The 22472-nt window shown below is 42.2% G+C and carries 23 protein-coding genes and 1 pseudogene; 12 read left to right on the top strand and 12 right to left on the bottom strand.

Annotated elements, in window-relative coordinates; translation table 11 throughout:
- Positions 1-219 precede the first annotated feature (219 nt).
- Positions 220-459 (bottom strand): YuzF family protein, encoded by a 240-nt coding sequence (locus tag E2R51_RS12410; protein WP_133377389.1) that lies wholly within the window; start codon positions 457-459, stop codon positions 220-222.
- A 181-nt stretch (positions 460-640) separates the two neighbouring features.
- The gene (locus E2R51_RS12405; protein ID WP_133377388.1) at positions 641-1639 is read right to left on the bottom strand and encodes a tRNA dihydrouridine synthase; all 999 of its coding nucleotides are present in this window, start codon (positions 1637-1639) and stop codon (positions 641-643) included.
- Between the two features lie 438 nt (positions 1640-2077).
- On the opposite strand from E2R51_RS12405, the gene E2R51_RS12400 reads away from it, so the two are divergent.
- Positions 2078-2530 carry a helix-turn-helix domain-containing protein gene (locus tag E2R51_RS12400; RefSeq protein WP_133377474.1) on the top strand — a complete coding sequence of 151 codons (453 nt, stop codon included), beginning with the start codon at positions 2078-2080 and terminating at the stop codon, positions 2528-2530.
- A gap of 179 nt (positions 2531-2709) precedes the next feature.
- Entirely contained in the window at positions 2710-3429 is a 720-nt protein-coding gene (locus tag E2R51_RS12395) for a UTRA domain-containing protein (RefSeq protein WP_133377387.1), read from the top strand.
- Positions 3430-3523: 94 nt separating this feature from the next.
- Here E2R51_RS12395 and E2R51_RS12390 read toward each other — a convergent pair whose 3' ends face one another.
- From E2R51_RS12390 to E2R51_RS12375, 4 genes are all read right to left on the bottom strand, one after another.
- Positions 3524-3709: a hypothetical protein gene (locus E2R51_RS12390; protein WP_133377386.1), complete on the bottom strand. Its 186-nt coding sequence runs from the start codon at positions 3707-3709 to the stop codon at positions 3524-3526.
- Between the two features lie 57 nt (positions 3710-3766).
- Complete coding sequence (locus tag E2R51_RS12385) at positions 3767-4198, bottom strand: hypothetical protein (RefSeq protein ID WP_133377385.1); 432 nt, start codon at positions 4196-4198, stop codon at positions 3767-3769.
- Positions 4191-4397, bottom strand: a complete 207-nt coding sequence (locus tag E2R51_RS12380) for a helix-turn-helix transcriptional regulator (RefSeq protein WP_133377384.1) — start codon at positions 4395-4397, stop codon at positions 4191-4193. The genes E2R51_RS12385 and E2R51_RS12380 overlap by 8 nt, the downstream gene beginning before the upstream one ends.
- Positions 4398-4582: 185 nt before the next feature.
- Positions 4583-6313, bottom strand: a complete 1731-nt coding sequence (locus tag E2R51_RS12375; protein WP_133377383.1) for an amylo-alpha-1,6-glucosidase — start codon at positions 6311-6313, stop codon at positions 4583-4585.
- Between the two features lie 123 nt (positions 6314-6436).
- On the opposite strand from E2R51_RS12375, the gene E2R51_RS12370 reads away from it, so the two are divergent.
- The 7 genes and pseudogenes from E2R51_RS12370 (at position 6437) to E2R51_RS12340 (ending at position 13977) form a co-directional block, all read left to right on the top strand.
- Complete coding sequence (locus tag E2R51_RS12370; RefSeq protein ID WP_133377382.1) at positions 6437-7867, top strand: PTS transporter subunit EIIC; 1431 nt, start codon at positions 6437-6439, stop codon at positions 7865-7867.
- A 169-nt stretch (positions 7868-8036) separates the two neighbouring features.
- Positions 8037-8276, top strand: coding sequence for a hypothetical protein (locus E2R51_RS12365; RefSeq protein WP_133377381.1), 240 nt, complete (start codon positions 8037-8039; stop codon positions 8274-8276).
- 30 nt (positions 8277-8306) lie between these two features.
- Positions 8307-9277 (top strand): annotated as a pseudogene (locus tag E2R51_RS12360) (HD domain-containing protein).
- A 520-nt stretch (positions 9278-9797) separates the two neighbouring features.
- On the top strand, positions 9798-11390 hold the full coding sequence (locus E2R51_RS12355; protein WP_133377380.1) for an ATP-binding protein: 1593 nt from the start codon (positions 9798-9800) through the stop codon (positions 11388-11390).
- A complete protein-coding gene (locus E2R51_RS12350; RefSeq protein ID WP_133377379.1) occupies positions 11387-12067 on the top strand; it encodes a response regulator in 681 nt (226 codons plus the stop codon). Before E2R51_RS12355 ends, E2R51_RS12350 begins: the two co-directional genes overlap by 4 nt.
- Positions 12068-12371: 304 nt before the next feature.
- Positions 12372-13355, top strand: coding sequence for an alpha/beta fold hydrolase (locus E2R51_RS12345; RefSeq protein ID WP_240733067.1), 984 nt, complete (start codon positions 12372-12374; stop codon positions 13353-13355).
- Positions 13356-13500: 145 nt separating this feature from the next.
- Positions 13501-13977, top strand: coding sequence for a hypothetical protein (locus tag E2R51_RS12340; protein ID WP_133377378.1), 477 nt, complete (start codon positions 13501-13503; stop codon positions 13975-13977).
- A gap of 275 nt (positions 13978-14252) precedes the next feature.
- Here the strand turns inward: E2R51_RS12340 and E2R51_RS12335 are convergent, their stop codons facing one another.
- From E2R51_RS12335 to E2R51_RS12325, 3 genes are all read right to left on the bottom strand, one after another.
- The gene (locus E2R51_RS12335) at positions 14253-15110 is read right to left on the bottom strand and encodes an NmrA family NAD(P)-binding protein (protein ID WP_133377377.1); all 858 of its coding nucleotides are present in this window, start codon (positions 15108-15110) and stop codon (positions 14253-14255) included.
- Positions 15111-15138: 28 nt separating this feature from the next.
- Positions 15139-15549, bottom strand: coding sequence for a nuclear transport factor 2 family protein (locus tag E2R51_RS12330; RefSeq protein WP_133377376.1), 411 nt, complete (start codon positions 15547-15549; stop codon positions 15139-15141).
- Positions 15550-15636: 87 nt separating this feature from the next.
- Positions 15637-16221, bottom strand: a complete 585-nt coding sequence (locus E2R51_RS12325; RefSeq protein ID WP_133377375.1) for a TetR/AcrR family transcriptional regulator — start codon at positions 16219-16221, stop codon at positions 15637-15639.
- A 219-nt stretch (positions 16222-16440) separates the two neighbouring features.
- On the opposite strand from E2R51_RS12325, the gene E2R51_RS12320 reads away from it, so the two are divergent.
- Genes E2R51_RS12320 through E2R51_RS12310 form a run of 3 tightly spaced genes read left to right on the top strand, consistent with a single transcriptional unit; the run spans position 16441 to position 19424 of the window.
- Complete coding sequence (locus tag E2R51_RS12320; protein ID WP_133377472.1) at positions 16441-17424, top strand: tripartite tricarboxylate transporter substrate binding protein; 984 nt, start codon at positions 16441-16443, stop codon at positions 17422-17424.
- 12 nt (positions 17425-17436) lie between these two features.
- Positions 17437-17895, top strand: coding sequence for a tripartite tricarboxylate transporter TctB family protein (locus E2R51_RS12315; protein ID WP_133377374.1), 459 nt, complete (start codon positions 17437-17439; stop codon positions 17893-17895).
- Between the two features lie 26 nt (positions 17896-17921).
- Positions 17922-19424: a tripartite tricarboxylate transporter permease gene (locus E2R51_RS12310; RefSeq protein WP_133377373.1), complete on the top strand. Its 1503-nt coding sequence runs from the start codon at positions 17922-17924 to the stop codon at positions 19422-19424.
- Between the two features lie 75 nt (positions 19425-19499).
- On the opposite strand, the gene E2R51_RS12305 is transcribed toward E2R51_RS12310, so the two are convergent.
- From E2R51_RS12305 to E2R51_RS12295, 3 genes are all read right to left on the bottom strand, one after another.
- Complete coding sequence (locus E2R51_RS12305) at positions 19500-20384, bottom strand: helix-turn-helix transcriptional regulator (RefSeq protein WP_133377372.1); 885 nt, start codon at positions 20382-20384, stop codon at positions 19500-19502.
- A 160-nt stretch (positions 20385-20544) separates the two neighbouring features.
- Positions 20545-21111 carry a DapH/DapD/GlmU-related protein gene (locus E2R51_RS12300; RefSeq protein ID WP_240733075.1) on the bottom strand — a complete coding sequence of 189 codons (567 nt, stop codon included), beginning with the start codon at positions 21109-21111 and terminating at the stop codon, positions 20545-20547.
- A gap of 21 nt (positions 21112-21132) precedes the next feature.
- On the bottom strand, positions 21133-22173 hold the full coding sequence (locus E2R51_RS12295) for an NAD(P)-dependent alcohol dehydrogenase (RefSeq protein ID WP_133377370.1): 1041 nt from the start codon (positions 22171-22173) through the stop codon (positions 21133-21135).
- Positions 22174-22472 lie beyond the last annotated feature (299 nt).

Below are 22472 nucleotides of genomic sequence, written 5' to 3'. Positions count from 1 at the left end.
TGCTTTACACTAATTGAATAGTGGTTAAATGATGAATGAGAAACAAAACACTACATTGCAATGAAGTTGGTAGAGATTTTCTAAAGTGTTTTTCTTACCAATCCTTCCCGCTAACCAGGGAAGTCACAAAGCGGCGTACTAGGGTATGTAACAAAAGCTATGAATAACATGAATATACTGCAGTTAACATGAAAGGTGAGTAAACCTTCTTTGTAAAGGTCAGATTGGCATTACGGAAACGATTTGCTGGATGCGGACAAAGATGGTCGAATCACCAGCTTTTAAAGCAATATGATCGGGTTGGACTTCCATGAGTTCACCACGGATGGAATCTCTGGTCGTCTCGACAATCATATTTGCTCCAAGGACAGATTGCAGCCGGCTCACGACGAAAGGGTCGATGAATGTTCTGTACTGGAAACTTCCAGATTGGGAATAGTTTGAATTAGGTGTTACCAAGGGCACTCCTCCTCTTTAGGTATCCATAAACATTATTCTAAAGGACAACCAATTATGAGCATGATATTTAAGGTTTCATTTTTCGGTCGGGAAGATAGCGGGGGTTCTCCTCTAATTCAATACAAAAAAGAGAAAAGCTCTAGGGCTCTCCTCTCTACTAAAAATCATTTAATACTAACACTTAAGAAACAGAAAACCCTTCCTCTTCCTTCAAGCCATCCTTCATCATAAACTCATTAAGAAGCGCACGAACTTCGTCAGTGGATTCTGTATCCATCAGACGATTTCTTAATTCACCTGCACCACGGAATCCGCGGACGTAGATCTTGAAAAAGCGTCGAAGCGGTTTAAAGGGACGTGGCTCCAGTTCTTCAGCGTACTTGTCGTGAAGATCAAGCTGCAGGCGAAGCAGGTCAAGCAGTTCCGCGCTCGTATGCTCTTTCTTTTCCTTTTCAAACGCAAACGGATTTTGGAAAATTCCTCGTCCGATCATAACACCATCGATGCCGTATTTTTCAGCGAGCTCAAGGCCCATCTGCCGGTCCTCGATATCACCGTTAATTGTTAGAAGCGTATGCGGTGCGATCTCATCGCGGAGCTTTTTGATCTCAGGAATCAGCTCCCAGTGAGCCGGCACGTTACTCATCTCTTTTTTCGTCCGGAGATGAATCGACAGGTTGGCGATATCCTGTTCAAGAATATGTCTGAGCCAGTCATGCCACTCATCCACTTCCGTATAGCCAAGACGCGTCTTCACGGAAACAGGAAGACCTCCAGCTTTGGCTGCCTGGATGATTTCCGCTGCTTTTTCCGGATGGCGGATAAGCCCTGATCCTTTTCCATTCGCCGCAACGTTCTGCACAGGGCAGCCCATATTTATATCGATACCGCGAAAGCCCATTTCAGCCATTCCAATACTCATTTGACGGAAGTACTCAGGCTTGTCTCCCCAGATATGAGCGACGATCGGCTGCTCATCCTCAGTAAACGTCAAGCGCCCCTTGACACTGTCTTTTCCTCTCGGATGACAGTAGCTTTCCGAATTCGTAAACTCTGTAAAAAATACGTCAGGTCTTGCTGCTTCACTCACGACATGACGAAAAACGACATCCGTCACTGCCTCCATTGGCGCCAAAACAAAAAACGGCCGCGGCAGTTCATGCCAAAAATTATCTTTCATCTTCTATCTGCCTTTCTTTAAAGGGAAACTTGTTCCCGAAATGTATAGTTAAATGCTTTTATCTCAATGACTACGGATTGGAATAAACGTTAATCAGTATATACTTTACTGGGATCTGATGAAAAGTGCAAGGGGACGAGCTCTCCAGCCAATGTTTCCCTGAGCCGGTCAATAATTAAAACGGGTTTAGGTCTCCATATTGTTTTCTGTGGAAGCAGATTCCATCTAATTTTTAGTGGGTACTTTATAATCGTAGGAGTCTTTTATGTTTTAAAATGGAATCAAGTAATTGTAAGATAAAATGCTGAAAAAACCAGCTGGATCAATGGGATTTTTCAGGGTGCAACTAGAGGTTGCGCCTTGATGCGCCTAGAACTAGCTTTACTTCATCTATTCACTTCTTTAATACTAGAATTGTAAGGAAAGGCGATGAGAATGATGAATTTTAGCGAACGATTAAAAAGTGAAAGAGAAAAAAAGAGGTGGTCACAAGCAGAGCTTGCTGAAAAGATTCACGTTAGTCGTCAGTCCGTTTCAAAATGGGAGACAGGAAAAAACTATCCAAATATTGAGGTAATCATTGATCTAAGTGATTTATTTGGTATTACGATAGATGAACTGTTGAGGAGTGATCGAGTGTTGACAGAAAAAGTAATTCAAGATAGTAAGCAATTGGCGTACCCAAAGTGGAAATTATTGTTCGATAGTGTGTTTTTATTAGGCGTCTTTTTGTTAGTGTCAAAAATAATTATTATCGGATCGAATTATTTTTTTGGAACAAATATCCTGCTGGAAGGCTTACCGAATGTTGTGGTGAATTTTGCACCATTAGTACTAATGGTGATTGGTGGCATCGGCAGTGACCAATTAAAGGATAAATATTTAGAGTAATAATGAACCGGATTTGTAATGAAATCGCCTGCTGTCGCAAATGAGACAGCAGGCGGTTGGTGAGGGGGAGACCATTTGGCAGGAAATGAGAAATCCTCTGAAAAATTATGTTACTATCTACAATATAAACATTTAGAGACTTATGCGTAGTAAGGCAGGTACTATAATAGGAGGCACTCATGCCAAAAACAAAATACATAGAAATATATGAAGACCTAAAACAGAAAATAGAAAAAAATATTTACGAGTACCAGCAGCTGCTCCCTTCGGAAAATACCCTCGTTAAAGAATATGACTGCTCACGGAATACGGTGCGGCGGGCAATTGGAAACCTCATAAGCGACGGGTATGTGCAAACGAAGCATGGGCAGGGAGCACGGGTGATTTATCAGGACTTTAAGCAGAATGAGTATATATATGGGGAGACGGAAACCTTTAAAGAGTTTGCCCTCAGAAATCATAAGCTGCATGAAACAAAAGTAATCAGGTTTGAAGAACTAACGGTGGATGAAGCCATTCATGAGCATACGCTGCTCCCGATCGGTGTGGAAGTGTACCATATCCAGCGTGTCCGTCATTTAGAGGGCAACCCGGTTATCATGGACTATAATTATTTCCGTAAGGATGTCGCAAAAGAGTTGACCGTAGAGATCGCAGAGGACTCGATCTATGAATATCTGGATCGGGAATTGAACCAAAGGGCGGTCACCGCTAAGCGTAAAATGGTGGTGGAACGAACAACGGAGACGGACGAGAACTATTTAAAGCTTGATGGATTCAACAGCGTCGTGGTGGTGACAAGCCACATTTTTAATGCTGATGGCGTCATGTTTGAACATACTCAGTCCCGTCACACGCCAGGGAATTTTGTCTTCTTTGATCAGACACAGCGTAAATAAAAGGTTTTTGTTTATTTGATATTTATTGAAAAGAACAGAGCTTCAGATTATATAGAAGTTCTGTTTTAGTGTGTTTTTAAAAATTGGTTATGGACTATTGGTTTTTCATGATACCTGCTGCTTGAAGCTTAGCTAATAGCTCGTTAAAGTCTGCTACTAATTCTGGTAATGTAGCTGCAGCAGAGTCAGCCTGGTGCTCTATCTGAAAACTCACCTCATCGGGCTGTATCTTAACCAGTGTGCCTAACCCTGGTATTAACTTTTTACCCTCATGCGCCATCGTGATCACCTCCTTCCGAATGGAATGCTTAGCCAGCCCTCTACTTCAGCTGTGTGATTACATCTCTTTATCGTATTTAAAGCGGTAATAAGTGCAGTACATAACGATAAACACATAGACAAAAACAATAAGCAGCAACATGGTTAAATCTAATCCCATCAGGCCTAATGCTAACAATAAGGCACCAAATAAAAAGACCATCATGTCATACGCTTTCCCTTTTGCCCGATTAGCGATGGCCAAATTACGTTCATCGTTCTTATCAATCTCCAGCTGCTTTGCCGCTTCGGAATGATGGTTCATAGCGTGTCGAAGGATTATTTCTCCCATCCCATGACCAAAAATACCACAGCCAAGCCCCACACAGATATAAGGCAGCGCGCCAGCCATACCTTGCAGATCCTCAATGGTTTTGATGAAGTACAGACCAACTGCTAGTAGTCCAACACCTGCGATAGTAATTAAATAAGCTGACATGATTTTATTCATTTTCATTCTCCTCATAAATAAAGATTTCTTCGATATTCATACCGAAAAATCGAGCAATCTTAAACGCTAAAAGGATCGATGGGTTATAACGTCCGTTTTCCAGAGAACCAATTGTCTGTCTGGACACTTCAAGAGCCCTGGCTAATTCTTCCTGCTTAATTCCACTTTGCTTGCGAATTTCTTCTAAGCGGTTTTTCATGTGTTCACCCTCCTTGCGGAAAGCTTACTTTCCATATTGAAAGCGTATCGTGCAATACAAGAAATGTCAAGTTTGCTTTCCGTTTTGATAATTCCTATATATTCCAATGTGCCGCGATTTATATCCGAATAAACAAAAAAGGCTGCATCCCTTAAATACAAAGAGATGCAGCCTTGGCTTTATTTTTATGAGTTTGCCAGCTTGCCGGCAAGATGGATAAAGACACTGGAAGTCCATGTGTGGGCAAGGTCGCGTAATCCTTCTCCCGTTTCAGCGTGGAAATTTTCAGCGAATCCGCCTTTTTTGCAGAGCTCCAGAAACTTCCGGGCTACTTCATTCACAAGCTCCTGCTCACCGCATTCTTCAAATGCTTCTATGAAAAGAAGGGTGGTAGGTGCCCAAATCGGTCCTCTCCAGTACGCATCCTCTTCATACAACGGACTGTCGATGGCTTCTGAAGCAATACCCCACTGCGTTAAATACTGGTCGCTGCTTAACACATCGATCATTTTCCTTCTTGCCGCTTCCGGCAGTTTGTCAGCGAGTATGATCGATACTAAAGGAAGAATCGATTTGCTTTCAATCGCTTTTTTGTCCTGAGTAAAGCGGGCGACTGGCAGGTCATCAAGCAGAAAGTACTTACAGAACTTTTCCGTGTATTTTGTCGCTTCTTTTTCCCAGTACAGCTGATCCTGCTCACGGTTCAGCTTACCTGCTACAACCGAAAGCATATCCATCGATTTAATTAAGAACGCAGTTAAATCAGGTGAATCAATGATATTCGCATCTCTGAAAACGGTGCTGTTATCCTGGCCTGAATCATTTCCATGATGGTACTCGCAAATGCCGTCCTGATTGTAATCCTTATACTTCAGGTAAAATTCTACGTGCCGTTTAATCTGTGAAAAAATCGTCTCGAGTTGCTCCGTGGAAAGCGTCATTTTCTCCATCATTTTTAAAACAAATAACCCTTGAACAGGAGGCTTGGAAAAATTCCAGCGAATTGTTGAATCACTAACAGAGCCGGGAATCATGCCTTTTTCATCCTGATGATCGAACAGCAGCTGAATCTGATCCCAGGCCAGTTCATCATCAACTCCTGCCAGGGCAAGCGCGTTAAATGCATTGTCCCAGCTCCATACACCAGGAAAATTGGCATTCGACATATACAGGGCTTTTCGTTTCAGCAAACCCTGTTCATTCACGATGCAGCTCCAGTTCAGGTAAGCCGCTTCCCGTATGGTTTGCTCATAGCCTTCAGGAACAGACGGCTGCTTTGATAAAAATGCCTCAAAATGCTGCGTGCTTTTTTCAAGTGCTGCTTCAAACGAGTAGTCTCTTTTTTCAGGTACGCCTCCGTGAGTTGGCACATCCTCAATCACGCATAGAAACGCTTCAGCGCCAGGCTTGGAGGTGATTTGGATGCTAGATCTATTATCTGCTTTATCCATACTCCCGGTCGTGTCCATGGAAACATTTTGCTGCAGGCTGACAGAGCCGTTTGGTGCGAAAATCATGTATTTGGTCAGGTTTTTGTAGCTATTGACGATACAGAATTCTTCCTCGGTATTTCCTAATAGATAGTTATATTCAAAGTTAAAGACAGGCTGGGTATCAAGTATTAGCCCAACATTTGCTCCGCTGCCTTGGACAAAAATTCTCTCTGAATCTTCAAAGCACAGCCGGATTTCACCGCCGTCAAATGTTAGTGAGATGTTAAATTCGTCGGCTTTATAGGTATAGACAACAGGAGTTCCGTTCACTGCAGGAATGATTTTGAGGGCATTCTGATGCTGCTTGGATTTTCCCCGTACTGAATTAAGATAAATCCCATTTTTCTCAGGGGCTTTACTATCCTGGTATGTGAGTGCCATGTAAGAACCAAAGTGGCTCATTGGCGTAACGCTAATATCCAACAGATAACACTCCTTTTCATAATTTTCTTGACATCAAGTGATAACAATTTATACTGTACTATATCGAACTTGTTTAAACAAGTTAATAATTTATGTAAGCGATTAACTGAGGAGGCTATGAGGATGGGGTTTAAAGAAAATGTTGCCGATATAATTAAACACATCGGCGGAGCGGAAAATGTCAGCAATGCATCGCATTGTGTTACCAGGCTCCGTTTGATATTAGTAGATGAAAGTTTAGTAAATAAAGAAGCACTAGAAGAAAATGAACTGGTGAAAGGAACATTCAAAGCAAGCGGACAGTTCCAAATCATCATTGGTCCGGGGTTAGTTGAAAAGGTTTACACTGAGTTTGTGAATCAAACTGGTACAGATGAAGTGTCGAAGGATGAATTGAAAAAAATCACCGTAGAAAAAGGGAATCTCATTCAAAAGGGTGTAAGAGTCCTTGCTGATATTTTCATCCCGATTTTGCCGGCGATTGTGGCGGCTGGACTGCTTTTAGGATTAAATAACATGCTTGCCAATCCTGGTATTTTTTACGATGACCAATCGCTGCTAGACGTGTACACTGGCTGGACAGGTTTTGCGGAGTTTATCAATGTCATTGCAAATACAGCGTTTACATTTTTGCCTGTTCTTATTGCCTGGTCGGCTGCCAGGAAGTTTGGCGGCAGCCAATTGCTCGGGATCGTATTAGGTCTCCTGTTAGTACACCCTTCCCTAATGTCTGCTTATGATTACGCAGGAAATCCAGGGGATGTTGAGTATTGGAACCTGTTTGGCTGGGACATTGCGAGAATAGGCTACCAGGGGCAGGTACTTCCCGTGATTTTTGCCGCATTGATCTTAACATGGTCTGAAAAACACCTGAAGCGTTTCATACATGACAATTTACAAATGATTTTTGTGGCACCGCTTGCATTGGTTTTCACAGGCCTGGTGACGTTTGGGATCGTTGGTCCGATTACCATGACAGGATCGAATTGGATTACAGATGGCATTTTAAATCTATTTGAACTATCGCCTGCATTTGCCGGCGGTGTGTATGGATTTATCTCAGGACCTCTTGTCATCACAGGGATGCACCATATTTTCTTAGGCGTAAATCTGCAAATGGCCGGTACCCTTGGCTATGTCACGTTATGGCCAATTGGAGAAACCGTGACACTCGCTCAAGGTGCAGCTGCATTAACCATGTTCTTTATTATTAAGAAAAACAAAAAGCTGAAGGGTGTTTCCCTGACAGCAACCCTATCCGCATGGCTCGGTGTAACGGAGCCTGCGATTTACGGGATCAACCTTCGATTCCGATATCCATTCATCGCCGTCATGATCGGAAGCGCCATCGGGAGTGCGTACCTGGCAGCTCAAGGAGTAAAAGCGACATCTGTAGGCGTTGGAGGCGTCCTGTCCTTCCTGTCCGTCTTCCCGGAACATTGGGGCTACTACTTTACCGGCATGGCAATCACGTTTGTCCTTACTGTCGGATTAACTTTCTTTTTCTTTAAGAGTAAATTATTTAAAACGACGGATGAAAGTTCAAACGGATAAGTTTACGAGAAATAAGCTAAAAGCCGCCCGGCTCCATTGTGAATCGGGTGGTTTTTTGGTTTTATTAGAAATTATTATTCGTTATTAAAATTCTTAATAGTACCCGTTGGCCCTAAACCAATTGGTATAATAAACCAACGTTAAACTTTCCGTAGTAAAGGAGACTTCCATGGCTATTCCAATGAAGACCATCGAGAAGGTCAATATGAAAAAAACAGTCACATTTATCGAAACCATTTTTGTTTATTTGCTCATTATTACTGCATTTGCTCATCTTCTACTGAATATTTCCGAAATCTATTATTTTACTTCCGCCGCATGCATGGTTATGTTTTCAGGAATTAGACTGAATATGGAGGGTAAGAAGGGGGGAAAGTGGTCGTTGCATCAGGTGCGATACTGGGTATAATGATTATCATTTTATAAACAGGAGGAAACCATGTACATAAAAGATGCCCTTTATGGAAGTTTCGAAGTAGAAAAAGTAATAGAGGAACTGATTCTGAGCAAACCAGTACAACGATTAAAAGGCATTCACCAGGGGGAGCCAGCTATCTTGTGAATCACCAATGGAATGTCACCCGTTATGACCATTCCGTTGGTGTAATGCTGCTGATCAGAAAACTTGGTGGATCTCTGGAGGAGCAGATTGCAGGCTTATTGCATGATGTTTCTCATACCGCTTTTTCGCATGTCGTTGATTTTGTTTTTGAAAATCAGGCAGAGGATTATCATGAAAACATTTATCTGGCTGTAGTGGAAGACTCAGAAATCCCGGCGATTTTAGCAAAGTATGGCTACCGTTATGAGGGGATTCTGCTTGACGACAGCCAGTGGACACTGCTCGAGCAGCCGGCACCTGAGCTTTGTGCGGACCGGGTGGATTATACGCTTCGGGATATGCATCGGTATGGACAACTTACACTGGCAGAGGCCAGCTGTTTTTTGCAGGAGATCATCGTTATTGAAGGGAAGATGTATCTTCAAAGCATCGAATCTGCTGAATTTATGGTTGAAACCTACTATAAAGATGTAATCGATTTCTTTATGAATCCATTGAATATTTATGGAAATGACAGGCTGGCCAATCTGCTGAAGCTGGCATTAGATAGTAATGTTATCTCTATGGATGATTTTCTCGGTAAAGATGACGAGTTAATCGGAAAAATTAAAGCGTCAAATAAAGAGGAATTACTGAACCTGTTAAAAGGAATCAACCCCAACGTCCAGGTAACAGAGGATCGAGAACAATATGATATATATCGAAAAAATAAACTTCGCTTGCTTGATCCTTCTATTTTACATAACGGCACATTAATTCCTGCGTCTGAAGTCTCTGATAAAGTGAAAAGGATGGGAAAGGAAGCGTATGAGAAGGCTGTAAGAGGGATGCACGTTAGAATTCTTTAATCTTCATATTATCTGACGGAAAGAGTATGCGTTGAAATAACTTCAAAACGTATGCTTTTTTCATATGGATCTATTAAACTTGGCTAATACACCGTTGATTGGAGCTGGAGGTGCGAGACTCCTGCGGGATGTAGCGGGAGAGGTGAGACCTCTGAACGGCTTGGCTGTGAAGATGGCTCACCCCCGCCCCGCGGAAAGCGAGCTCCTTCAGCGTAAATCAACCACCCGGTAAAGAAAAACCCTTATTTTAAATAAGAATGTTAGGTGATCATCTTCTGGCGATTACAAACTTCTTTATTAAAACATCCGAAACGGTCTTATACTCAGGGGCAGCAGTCATTGCAGTAGTACTTTAGGCAGTCTCAAGGGGCTTGCCACTTTTATTTACCAGAGAAAAGCATTTTAATAAAGATAGAATTTGGAACGATACTTCTATAAAAGAGTATCGTTCTTTTGTTTTCTATTCACCTACCAACTTTACGTGTAAGTCGTTATACTGTAGGAAGTAGGGGGAGTCAGGATGAAAACTCGTTGGCCGTTGGAACGGAAATTTATGTTTCTGGCTTGTATATTGGTGACGATGATTATGTGCATGGTGACAATAGTCTATCTCTATTTTGAACAAAAGCAGGCACGGGATCTGGTGGGAGAGCAGGCGTTAACGACCGCCATGGCTGTAGCTGAAATACCTGAAGTCAAGCGCATACTTGCGTCCAATGAAAGCGCTTCAGATCTGCATCCCTTTATCGAGCGGATAAGGGAGCGGTCCGGTGCTGAATTTATTGTGATAGGGGATACAGAAGGAATACGGTATACCCACCCTCAGCCGGAAAAAATAGGACAGGCAATGGTGGGAGGGGACAATGACGATGCACTGCTTTATGGAAAAAGCTATGTTTCCTTAGCAAAAGGCTCGCTTGGCACCTCCGTTCGCGGAAAGACGCCTGTTTTTGATGATAACGGGGACATCGTCGGCGTCGTTTCGGTAGGGTTTATGATTACGTTTGTTAATTCTTATTTTCATCAGGGGCTAATAGGAGTTTCAATTTGGCTGATTCTGATTTTTATTATTGGTGTGGCTGGCAGCTTCATGCTTGCGAAGAGTATTCGAAAGGATACATTTGGGCTGGAGCCCTATCAGATTGCGCGGATGTACAAGGAGCGCGGGGCCATTTTAGAATCCATTAATGAAGGGCTCATTGCGACCGACCAGTATGGAAATGTGACGCTTGTCAATCAATCGGCAAAGGAGATTTTAGGTGTAAAGATGAATGAAATAGGAAAGCCAATAAAGGAACTGCTGCCTGAGTCGGAAATTGCCCATGTTCTTTCATCTGAAAAGGCTGCGGGCTCCTATGAAACATTTTTTAATAAAAAGCATCTTCTTGTTCAATATGAAACAATTGATGGCGGCGGCACCTATGCAGGAAAAGTGGCAAGCTTCCGGGACCGCTCAGGACTTCAGGAATTAATTAATACATTATCCGAGGTCCAGCAGTACTCACAGGGACTGCGCGCACAAACGCATGAATATACAAATAAGCTGTATGCCATCTCAGGGTGGCTGCAGCTCGGGCATATCGATAAAGCAACGCATTTTATTCATGAAGAGATTGGTCAGCAGCGGGCTTATGAGCATCTGTTGTTTGACCAGATAGCGGATCCGACGATTCAGGCTGTATTAATTGGGAAACTATCAAAGGCGTCTGAAAAGAAAATTGCGTTTACAATAAATGATGAAAGCGTTATTACACATGAATGGCCGAAGGAGGCAGCTGCCCCCTTGGTGACGGTGATTGGCAATGTCATTGATAATGCGTTCGACGCTGTGATGAAGCAGCGGGAACCTGAGGTCGATATTTTTCTGACCGATGTGGCAGACGACCTCATTATTGAAGTAGCTGATAATGGCAGCGGGATTACGGAAGAGGATGCGGCACGAATTTACGAGCAGGGATTTTCGACGAAGGAAGGGAAGGACCGGGGCTTCGGGCTTGCATTAGTGCAGTCTGCCCTCGAGGAGCTGGGCGGCTCGATCGAAATCACAGTCAACCAGCCCTCCGGAATCGTCGTTAATATCTACATACCGAAAATTAAGGGAGAAGAATCATGAATGTATTAATTGCAGAGGATGATTACCGGGTAGCAGATATTCATTGCCAGTATTTAAAAAGCTTGCAGGTGATCCAGGACGTAAAAAGATCAGCGAATGCAAAGGAACTGCTGCTGGATGCAGAGAAATGGCAGCCGGATCTTGTGCTGCTGGATGTGTACCTGCCAGATGAGCTTGGTGTTAATATGATCAATCAATTAAAGCAAATTTGTCCAAGGCTTCAAATTATTTTAATCACTGCAGCAACCGAAATGGAGATCTTAAAGAAGGCGTACCAGGCGGGAATCGTTGATTACCTGGTTAAACCGATTGCACTGGAGCGCCTGGCAGAGGCTGTAGACAAAGCGGAAAGAAATCAGAAAATACTCGGCTCCAATACAGAAGTGACCCAGAATCTAGCAGATAAGCTGTTCAGGCTGCAGCCCACAAGACAAACCGGAGCGCAGGATCTGCCAAAGGGGATCGATCAAATTACGCTTGATAAGGTAAAGGAATTATTAAAAGATCAGGAGGAAGGCATTACAGCAGAAGCGCTGGGCCAGCTTCTAGGGGCTTCCCGCACCACCTCCAGAAGGTATCTGGAATATTTAATTTCGATTAAAGAAGCACGGGCAGAGCTTGTCTATGGAATTGTCGGCAGGCCGGAGCGGAAATATTTACTGAAGGATAGTCAGTAGAATGTCACTTTGTTCGATAATTTGCATCCAATTTTAAAAACCCAGCTATCTTTAAAGAAGAGATTCTTCATAAAGCCAAGACACTAACTTATAGCGTCTTGGCTTTTCATTTAATATCCAATAGTTATAAGGAATAAGTTTAAAAGATTTTTCGCCTAATTTTGTGAAAATATACACTTAAACTAACGGAGCAGAATAGTTTAATAAACCTCAAGCCCTATCTTTAAATACTTCTAAAGATCATTACTAAGAATTAGTTCGAACGGTAAGATGGAATTAAAAAGAAAGAAGGCTATAGGAAATAATGAAGAAAACGAGAAAGAAATTTAGATTTTGGAAAGTTTTAAGGAACATCTTATTAGTTATAGTAGCTGCATTTGTTATTTGGATCATTTTCAGTAGCATTATGACATCATATGAACAAAAAAAGTACTCTTCACTAGGCGACTTAGTAGAGGTTGATGGTAATAATATGCACGTTTACACTAAGGGTAAAGGCGATAACACGATCATTCTATTAAGTGGTCTTGGGACTGCAGCACCATCACTGGATTTTGATCCTTTGATAAATGAATTATCAAAGAACAATAAGGTGGCCGTGGTGGAGACGTTTGGATATGGATGGAGCGCTATAACCAAAAAGGAACGAACAGTCGAAAACATTGTAGAGGAAATAAGAATGGCGTTAAAAAAAGCGAACATACAAGGACCATATATACTAATGCCTCATTCAATTTCCGGGATTTACAGTATGTATTTTGCTGATAAGTATCCAGAAGAAGTTAAAGCCATTATTGGGATTGATCCTACTCTGCCACAGGTATTGAACTATTTTGATGAAACTGCCCCTGCAATGCCTAAGTATTTAAGTTATTTAGCAACAACTGGAATCGCAAGAATGGCAGTAACGATAGACGCTGAAGGTATATTGCCTATTGCGGATGATGGTACATATTCAGAAGAAAATTTAAAAATGACCAAGGCCATCTCAGCTTGGAAGGGTTACAACAAAAATGTTGTTGCCGAAGCCAATGAAATAAAAAACAATATAGACAAAACAGTTAATATGAAATTCCCTTCTAATATGCCCGTTTTATTCTTTACTACGAAAGAAGACAAGGGAACAGGGGATAGTAAAAACAAGGTGACTTTCTATAAGACTCAGTTAACGGATTCCCCTGCCAGTAAAATTATCACATTAGATGGACATCACTATCTTCATTGGACTCGTTATAAAGAAATAAGCAAAGAAGTTAATGAACTCACAGAATCATTTGCTACTGATTAATAAAACATGTAGTAATATTTTCTTCTTTAACTATCGGGAGCATTCCTTCAATAAGGAGTGCTTTTTTCTTTGTCCACCAAAAGGAAATTAATGTTAAAATAAAGGGCAGGTTAGTTTATTATCGAATGGGAGGTTTGTTAAGACTGTGAAACATAGGTTTAAGATAATAATTATTTTAACTTTTCTAGCAATATTCGCATTAGGTTTGTTTTATATTTTCTTTGGTCAGGAGTATGTTTACGCTAAGAAATATGCAAACAGACTTTTAGAATATAAACTGCCTGAAAAAACAAAAGTTATTGAACAAGATTTTGATTATGGAGTATTATACGGAGGTGGACCTTGGGGCAGCGGAGGTCGTCCAACATTGGCAGCATACAAAAGGATATCTACCGAATTGAGCGAAAAAGAAATTTTTGAACATTACAATAAGAACGACTTTGAAATATACTTCGAAGGTACAGAGAAACTTAAGAAGAACAGTAATAACCAAATCTGGTACGAAGGATATCTGAAAAGTGAAGATGTTTTGAGTTCAGAAGAGAATAGTGAGGAACCGATTGAGGTTATTATACAATATAGAACGGAATTTAGTTATCCTTTTTTTATGGACTTATATTGAACTAACGGTGAGCTTTAACACAATAAGCAAAATGAAAAAAGTCGGTTCTTAAAGGATTGACTTTTTTATTTCTAACGCCAAATAGCGATTAAAGCGAGTGCAAAATAACGCTTAAAAACAGTGCGAATTATCTATTAAAGTTACATATTACATAAGGTATTTCACAAAATACTATTTGTGAAAAGGAGATGATCTCAAATCTAAAAAATGGTCCTACGAACTAAAAGTTCTTAGGACCATTTTATTTGCTTTAGGATGGGTTTTGCCCCAGCCTATTATTTTTTCCATGCATTTGCATGGTTTTGCACAAATTGTGTAAAGGAAATCGGAGATCTCCCTGTCACCCGCCAAACGGTTTCAGTTACTTGGGCTTCTGTACCTTCTTCGCGTATTCTCCGCTCCAGTTCAGTCATAAAACTTGCGTAATCTTTTGAAAGCCCTGCATTAATCCATCTCCTTATAAATTCCTCATCTGGAATGGATTGATGCTGTATTGGCCGTCCAGTAACGTCGCTAATGATTTGGCTGACTTCATTATAGGACAAGATGTCAGGACCCGTAATAATATGCTCTGTATTATGAGGGTTAACATCGACTAGAGCTCTCACTCCTACTTCGGCAATGTCATTTACATCTACAAACCCTATCTTCCCTTGGCCTGTCGCACTTATTATCAAATTTTGCTTGTTGATCGTTTCGACATGCGGAGCTTGGGTAAAATTCTGCATGAAATATGAGGGTCTTAGCACTGCCCATTCTGGTGCTAACCTTTTTATAGTCAGGTGTACAGGACCGAAGACTGACTCTTCCTCGGATATTGAGGCACTGCTTAATAATACAAATCGTTTTACTCCCTGAGCCAAAGCCTTTTTAATGAATGGAATCATGACTTTGGCTGGGTCTGTGTCTCCAACTGGTGCAACTAAATATAGTTGGTCTACATTCTTTAGTGCAGGGAGATGCGTGGATTCATCGTACCAATCAAAATAGATCGCGTTAGAACGGTCCAATTTTGATGGCGACTGCCGTGTCGCTGCAAGAACAGGTTTACCAAGTTCAATAAGTCTATCCGTAATCCTTCTCCCTGTTTTACCACTTGCACCAGTGATTAGTGTGATGTTTTCTTGTACCATATTCCTTTCACTCCTTTTCTCGTTCTAGTTAGGATTGAACCGATTCAAGTACGATCAGCGGATTCCAATAATCTTTAAAACGCTTGATTTTCCCATCATGAAGTTCGATTACAGAAATATAGGTCTGCGGATACGGCTTCCCAGTTTGGCTCGCGGTACCGTTACAGTTATACTCAGCAATAATAGTTGACTTATTTGAATCAGTATAAAGATTTAGAGATGAGAACGTATTGATCTTGAGAAGGTCAGGGAGTCCCTCAACATGGGCACGAATTTCCGCCTTTCCTGCGAGTCTTTTGGGAAAGTCTTCAGGAGCATAAGGAAATTCAAACACAGCTTCTTCCTCAAAAAGGTCGAGCCAGCGTTCAAAATCCTGTTTAAGGAGGCTGTTTTGAAATGTATTAAGAATCTCATTAGCTTGTTGATAAAAATTTTGCATTTGTTATACCTCTCCAATCTGTTATATTCATTTTATAGACTGAATGGTCCGGAATGATTAAAATAATAATGAAGCGTTAACGCTTCATTATTTGTCCAAACTGGACAGTGTAATTTTAACGTAGTCATCTAAAACTTTGGGATCACTCGTTATTTTAGCCAATTGTGTCATGGAGTGCCTGGCATAATTCAAATAGCAGGCAAGAGCCCTCAGTTCCTGCCTATGACTGATTTCCCCTTGGGACTGACCCCTTACTAATGTTTCATAAAATACCTCTTCTAAACGCTTTAGATCCTTAGTAATGAACTCAGCAACCTCCGTATCGTGAGGTATTCTGTCAAAAGCAGAATAAATTATGAAACACTCCTTACGCCTGTTCTCATCCTTCAAAATAAAGGCTCCTTCATGAAATACACCGGTTATCCCTTGCCTCACAGAATCTGAGTTTTCCAGATAAGAAATGACGGAGTCACTTTTGGCTGTTACGTAATGTTTCAGTGCGGAGATAAATAAATCTCTCTTAGTCCCGTACGTATCATAGAGGCTCTGTCTTGCAATCCCCAACCCATCAAGCAAATGTTGCAGTGAGGTTCCCTCGTATCCATAATAGCCAAATACCTCCATTGCCTTATGCAGCACGAGTGTAGTGTCGAATTCCTTATTTCTCCCCAATTTCCTACCTCCTTTGAAAGCTATTTTACTTAATTCGGACTGATTGGTCAAGAAAAATCCTTTTATAAAAGTCCTTTTGCCGTGAACAAAATGAACAAAACTTTCAGAATAATCTTAATGCACACTAAAATGAAAACGGTTACAAAAGAAGATTCGACAAGTAAGATGAATAAAAACCAAAAGGAGGCGCTTTCATTGTCTAGGAAATTATTTGTTTTGATGATTATTGGACTTCTTCTGCTGACAGGCTGTACGATGCCTGTTCAAACAGGTTCTATAAATGCTGCCGGAGAGTGGGAGCCTGACCGGTCCATTGAGGTCATTGCACCATCTGCTGCCGGCGGGGGATGGGATACCACTGCGCGGATGCTCGCCCGCACAATTGATGAAGAAAATCTTTCTGACCAGGGTTTTGGTGTTGTCAATAAACCGGGCGGCGGGGGAGCAGTAGGCTGGGCGTATATTCATAAGCGCAATGACCCGCACAATCTTTTTATCAGTTCACCGCCTATTCATTTTGTGAAGCAAAACGGGCAGTCCCCATATGGGTATGACGATTTTACTCCAATTGCCAACCTGATTGCTGACTATGGAGCATTTGCCGTCCGTGATGATGCCCGCTGGGATACACTGGGTGAGCTGTTTGAGGAAATGAAAGAATCACCTGAAAACATAACAGTCGTTGGTAATTCTTCCCCTGGAAGCATGGATCATATGCAATTTATCATGTTTGCGGATGCAGCGGGAGTGGATATTACGAAAATCCGTTATGTCTCTGACCAGGAAGGTGGAGCGATGACGGGCGTCCTTAACGGAAGTATTGACGTGATCTCGACTGGTGTTCTGGATGCTGCCGAGCAGGCACGCGCGGGAAAAATGAAAGTATTGGGCATCACCGCACCGGAACGTTTAAAAGGGGATGAATTTCTGGAAACTCTGCCGACAGGCCGTGAACAGGGGATAGACGCGGAATTTATCGTCTGGCGCGGGATATTCGGACCGCCGGATATGACAGAGGAGCAGCTTACCTACTATGAAGATATTATCAAAGAAACATCAGAGTCGGAGGCTTTTGCTGATATTCGGAATCGATACGGCTGGGATGAAAGATTCATGGACAGCGAGGAGTTCAAGGACTTTCTGGATGAGCAGTCCGTAGAGATTGAAGCGCTATTAAAAGAATTAGGGTTTATCACAGAATAAGGGGGTGTGGATATGAAGTTAACCGTTAATAAAGGTCTTTCTCTTGTCTTATTGGTTATAGCCGCTTCTTATCTTTTTATGGCTTATAACCTGCCGGAATATGCTTTTGTTCCTGTCGATGCGGATCTCATCCCCAAACTGTTGGGCTTCGCTTTAGTCATTCTTTCCATCTGTTTTTTCTTCAGTAAGGATATCGATACAGAAGAACAAAAGAAAAAGCGTGTCATTAAGAAAAAGGAGGCCGGAATGCTTCTTGGGGTAATGGTGTTAATTCTGCTTTATATCACCGTTTTGGAAGTAGTGGGCTTTGTGATTATGACCGCAGCATTCATCATTGTCTGTACGAGATTTCTTGGCTATCAAAACTGGATCGCAACGATTTCGACCGCTGTTATATTCTCAGTTGGTGCGTATGCTTTGTTTAATTACGGCTTAGCCATCCGGCTGCCGGCAGGAATTCTACCATTTTAAACTTGTAAGAAAGGATGTGAATCAGCATGTTTGAAGGAATTGCTCAAGGCTTTCAGGTGGCGTTTAGCTGGGAGGCTATCTTATTCATTTTTATCGGTGTATTTGTCGGAACCATTATTGGTATGATCCCGGGACTTGGTCCGATCAGCGCCATCGCCATTATGATCCCTGTCACCTACAGCATGGATCCGACCATCGCCCTTGTTATGATGGCAGGTGTGTACTATGGCTCTATGTACGGGGGCTCTACATCTTCCATTCTGTTAAATGCGCCTGGTGTTGCAGGTACAGTTGCCGCTTCGTTTGACGGATATCCGATGGCTCAGCAGGGCAAGGCAGGAAAAGCGTTAGCCATTTCAGCCATTGCTTCATTTGTCGGAGGAACGGTCAGCGTTATTTTGTTAATGCTGTTTGCCCCGGTACTTGCAAGTGTTGCCATTATTTTTGGTCCCCCTGAATATTTTGCTTTAATGCTGCTTGGTTTAACAGCCATTGCGAGCTTATCAGAAGGCTCAACGATTAAGGCCTTAATTTCAGCTGTATTAGGATTTATGATCGTAACGATCGGGATTGATGCCCAAACAGGTACCAGCCGTTTTACCTTTGGAAGTGTTAATTTACTGGACGGAGTGGACTTTCTGGTCATTGCTCTAGGAGTTTGTGCCATTGCAGAGGTCTGCTTCCTAATATTAAACCGAAAACAGAAGCTATCAGGCTTACATAATATCGGAAGCCTGAAGTTAACAAAAGAAGATTTTAAAGAAATGAAAGGTCCTATGACAAGGCAGTCCTTTATCGGCTTTATCCTGGGTGTCCTTCCGGGTGCAGGAGCCACTATTTCTTCTTTTGTTGCTTATATTTCAGAAAAGAAAATGGCGAAAAATCCTGAGGAGTTTGGAAAAGGCTCAATAAAAGGCCTGACCGCTCCGGAAACTGCAAATAATGCCGCAACAAGCGGTGCCTTTGTACCGCTATTAAGTCTTGGAATTCCCGGGTCAGGAACAACAGCCGTCATGCTGGGCGCTTTCCTTGTGCTTGGTGTTCAGCCGGGTCCGCTATTAATGACTGAGAACCCGACCGTTTTCTGGGGGATTATTGTCAGTATGTATCTTGGAAATGTCTTTTTACTGATTTTAAATCTGCCGTTAATTCCTTACTTCGTTAAAATTTTAAAAGTTCCGCGTCCATTATTAATTTCATTGGTCATTATCTCAAGTTTAATCGGGGTGTATGCGGTTAGCTTCAGTACATTTGATCTTTATCTTCTTGTTGTTTTTGGAATTATAGGCTATCTGATGAGAATATTTGCTTTCCCTGCCGCGCCATTTATCCTTGCTTTCATTTTAGGGGGGATGATGGAGAACGCGCTTCGTCAATCATTAACGATTTCAGGCGGTTCATGGGATATATTCTTCACCAGTCCGCTGACCCTGTCACTTTTTGCCTTAACCATTATCGCAATTGTCGTACCAGCCTGGAGAGACCGGGTAAAACGCCGGAAGGGCAAGGATACGCCGCTTGGTTTGTAGCAAGATAATAGAGATCCCCCAGCCATAGAGGCTGGGGGATTTTCTACTCTTTTCGCAGGTTGGGTAATTGCTTCTTTACTGTTCAAAATTTAAATTGACCGGTTCTTCTGCGAGCATTTCGTTCGTTTTTGTTTCTGTCACCGGGACGCTCTCATCTACAATCTTAAATGAACAGCCATCTATCCAGAGCTGACCTTCACCGCTTAATAAAATGCCAAATGCAATGACATCACTTTTAGAAGGAACATCCAATACAACACTGAAATGGTTCCAGTCGTTCGTGCCGGATATGGGGCGGTTCATCATGTTATCAAAGGCAAGCACTTCACCTGAGGAATGATCCACCCGCACCCATAGTCCGGCTGTTTGAACGTTTTGGGTTTTCACAAAAGCAGAGAATTGAATGCGTTCCCCTTTGTAATGATCTGCTTTAATTTGCTGCATAAGCGTGGAAAAACCAGGTTCGTTGCCGTTTTTTGATTTTAAAAAGGCCGCACGATTGCCGGAATGTACAATCTTCTGGTCAATTCCTGTTTCATAATTCTGTGGTGAATCCCCTGTCATAATCCAGCCTTCAGGTGCTTGATTTTGCTTCATTATATTTATTTCTCCCTTCTCATTCAGCTTTCGCAGCAATTTGCGGTACTGCAATGGCGTCATATGATAAATTTTTGTAAAAGCTCTTGTGAACGATTCCTGAGAACCAAAGTGATACTTTAATGCGATATCGATCACACGCTGGTCAGTAGAAATCAACTCGCGGGCAGCTTGTGTAAGTCTTCGATTTCTAATGTAGCCGGCTATTGATGTGCCGGTGATCTTCTGGAAAATACGATGGAAATGAAATTTAGAGTAGCCAGCTTGTTTTGCCAGTATCGAGGCTGTTAATTTTTGATGTAATTGATTTTCGATAAATTTAATTGTGTGTTGAACAATTCTCTCCTGCTCTGTATAAAGCAATTTTTTACCACCTGCCTTTCTATTTCAGTATAAGCATATGGATTGTTGAAAACTTGACTTTTTTTGCGAAGAATCATGAAAAGATAAACGAAACTAAAAGGAAATAAAAAAGTCTGCTGCCTCAACCGAGACAGCAGACTTTTTTAGGAATGCAGCAATTCTAATCATCTATTTTCATAACGAATTTCGCCGGCACACCGGCCACCACAGTATTGTCAGGCACATCCTTAGTAACAACTGCGCCTGCCGCAACGACAGCGTTGTTTCCAATTGTTACACCTGGCAGGATGGTTGCGTTGGAACCGATCCAGCCATTTTTGCCGATGACTACAGGAGAAGAGAAGGTAGTGTTTCGCGTTTCCAGCGGCAGTCCGTGGTTCAATGTGGCAATCGTTACATTCATCCCGATCATTGTACCGTCCCCAATCACAATTCCTCCCCGGTCCTGGAAAGAACAGCCTGTATTAAAAAATACATTTTTTCCAATCGTAATATTTTTACCGAAGTCTGTGTGAAAGGGAGGGAAGCACATAAACGACTCATCCACTTCTTTACCGGTCAGCTCACTGAAAAGCTTTGTGATTTCTTCTTTTGAGTGATACTGGCTATTTAATTTCATGGTGATCCTTTGCGCTTCAAAGCTGCACTGTACTAACAGATCGTGTAAATGCCGATCCTCTCCTGAAATCGAATTACCTTCCCTGCAAAATTCTATAAATTCCTGCATCTCCACGTTTAATCACCTCATTTACATCGTGCTGATATCAATCACAAAGCGGTACTTCACATCTGAAGCCATCACGCGTTCATAAGCCCGGTCGATCTCGTCAGCTGAGATGACTTCAATGCTTGGAGCGATCTTATGCTCTGCGCAGAAGTTAAGCATCTCCTGAGTTTCACGAATGCCGCCAATCATGGAGCCAGCGAATGAGCGTCGGTGAGGAATCAGTGAGAACGCATTGATTTCCAGCGGCTCAGCAGGTGCTCCAACATTTACGAGCGTACCGTTCAGCGTAAGCAATGATAAGTAGGCATTCATATCAATTTTGGCACTGACCGTATTTATGATCAGATCAAAGGTGCCGGCAAGCTCGGTAAAGGTATCAGGATCGCTTGTCGCATAGTAGCTGCTTGCGCCAAACTGCAGACCATCTTCTTTTTTATTGAGTGTCTGGGAAAGAACGGTTACGTCAGCACCCATAGCATGGGCAATTTTAACCGCCATATGGCCAAGTCCGCCAAGCCCGACAACGGCTACCTTTTTACCAGGACCGGCATTCCAGTGGTTTAGAGGAGAGAAGGTTGTGATGCCCGCGCAAAGCAGCGGTGCAGCTTCATCAAGACCAATGTTTTCAGGAATGCTGAGAACAAAGTCTTCGACCACAACGATATGTGTTGAATAGCCTCCCTGAGTCGGTTCTCCATATTTATCGACCCCTGCATAGGTAGGGACATTACCTTTCAAGCAGTATTGTTCCTCCCCTTCACGGCAGTTTTTACAGTCGCCGCAGGAATCCACCATACATCCGACGCCTACCCGGTCGCCAACTTTATATTTTGTAACCTTTTCTCCTACATCTGTGACAATCCCTGCGATTTCATGACCAGGTACAAGAGGGTAATTTACTTCACCCCAATCGCCATGTGCGGTATGAATATCTGAATGACAGATTCCAGCAAATTTAATTTCAATCAGTACATCATTGGTATCCAGTTCACGACGTGTGATTTCAGTGGCTTGAAAGGATTCCTTCGAACCGTTTACAGCTCTTGCTTTTGCAGTTACCATCAAAAAAACCTCCAGTTAATAGTTTAAGAGAAAATACCCTTGGCAAGTTAAATTGAAACCATTGAATATGCCTATATCTACAAAATCCTTTTCTCTTGTTAACCATCCTACGCCTTATAGTTAACTCTAGGTCAAGGGGGAACTCTTTGTCTTAAAAAGCTATCTTGAGTTTTACACCGTTGATTGGAGCTGAAGGTGCGAGACTCCTGCGGGATGCAGCGGGAAAGGTGAGACCTCTGAACAGCTTTGCTGTGAAGATGGCTCACCGCAGCCCCGCGTGTCGCTGAGTGCCTTCAGCG

The sequence above is a fragment of the Jeotgalibacillus sp. S-D1 genome (assembly GCF_004358665.1).
Taxonomy (GTDB): domain Bacteria; phylum Bacillota; class Bacilli; order Bacillales; family Jeotgalibacillaceae; genus Jeotgalibacillus.
The sequence above is the reverse complement of the archived record's forward strand: the minus strand, read 5'-3'. Positions and strand labels throughout refer to the sequence as shown.

Bases quoted from the DNA above. Each gene is read 5' to 3' on its own strand.
- E2R51_RS12405 (WP_133377388.1), bottom strand. From the start codon at position 1,639: ATGAAAGATAATTTTTGGCATGAACTGCCGCGGCCGTTTTTTGTTTTG.
- E2R51_RS12400 (WP_133377474.1), top strand. From the start codon at position 2,078: ATGAATTTTAGCGAACGATTAAAAAGTGAAAGAGAAAAAAAGAGGTGG.
- E2R51_RS12395 (WP_133377387.1), top strand. From the start codon at position 2,710: ATGCCAAAAACAAAATACATAGAAATATATGAAGACCTAAAACAGAAA.
- E2R51_RS12390 (WP_133377386.1), bottom strand. From the start codon at position 3,709: ATGGCGCATGAGGGTAAAAAGTTAATACCAGGGTTAGGCACACTGGTT.
- E2R51_RS12385 (WP_133377385.1), bottom strand. From the start codon at position 4,198: ATGAATAAAATCATGTCAGCTTATTTAATTACTATCGCAGGTGTTGGA.
- E2R51_RS12380 (WP_133377384.1), bottom strand. From the start codon at position 4,397: ATGAAAAACCGCTTAGAAGAAATTCGCAAGCAAAGTGGAATTAAGCAG.
- E2R51_RS12370 (WP_133377382.1), top strand. From the start codon at position 6,437: ATGGGGTTTAAAGAAAATGTTGCCGATATAATTAAACACATCGGCGGA.
- E2R51_RS12365 (WP_133377381.1), top strand. From the start codon at position 8,037: ATGGCTATTCCAATGAAGACCATCGAGAAGGTCAATATGAAAAAAACA.
- E2R51_RS12355 (WP_133377380.1), top strand. From the start codon at position 9,798: ATGAAAACTCGTTGGCCGTTGGAACGGAAATTTATGTTTCTGGCTTGT.
- E2R51_RS12350 (WP_133377379.1), top strand. From the start codon at position 11,387: ATGAATGTATTAATTGCAGAGGATGATTACCGGGTAGCAGATATTCAT.
- E2R51_RS12345 (WP_240733067.1), top strand. From the start codon at position 12,372: ATGAAGAAAACGAGAAAGAAATTTAGATTTTGGAAAGTTTTAAGGAAC.
- E2R51_RS12335 (WP_133377377.1), bottom strand. From the start codon at position 15,110: ATGGTACAAGAAAACATCACACTAATCACTGGTGCAAGTGGTAAAACA.
- E2R51_RS12330 (WP_133377376.1), bottom strand. From the start codon at position 15,549: ATGCAAAATTTTTATCAACAAGCTAATGAGATTCTTAATACATTTCAA.
- E2R51_RS12320 (WP_133377472.1), top strand. From the start codon at position 16,441: ATGATTATTGGACTTCTTCTGCTGACAGGCTGTACGATGCCTGTTCAA.
- E2R51_RS12315 (WP_133377374.1), top strand. From the start codon at position 17,437: ATGAAGTTAACCGTTAATAAAGGTCTTTCTCTTGTCTTATTGGTTATA.
- E2R51_RS12310 (WP_133377373.1), top strand. From the start codon at position 17,922: ATGTTTGAAGGAATTGCTCAAGGCTTTCAGGTGGCGTTTAGCTGGGAG.
- E2R51_RS12300 (WP_240733075.1), bottom strand. From the start codon at position 21,111: ATGCAGGAATTTATAGAATTTTGCAGGGAAGGTAATTCGATTTCAGGA.
- E2R51_RS12295 (WP_133377370.1), bottom strand. From the start codon at position 22,173: ATGGTAACTGCAAAAGCAAGAGCTGTAAACGGTTCGAAGGAATCCTTT.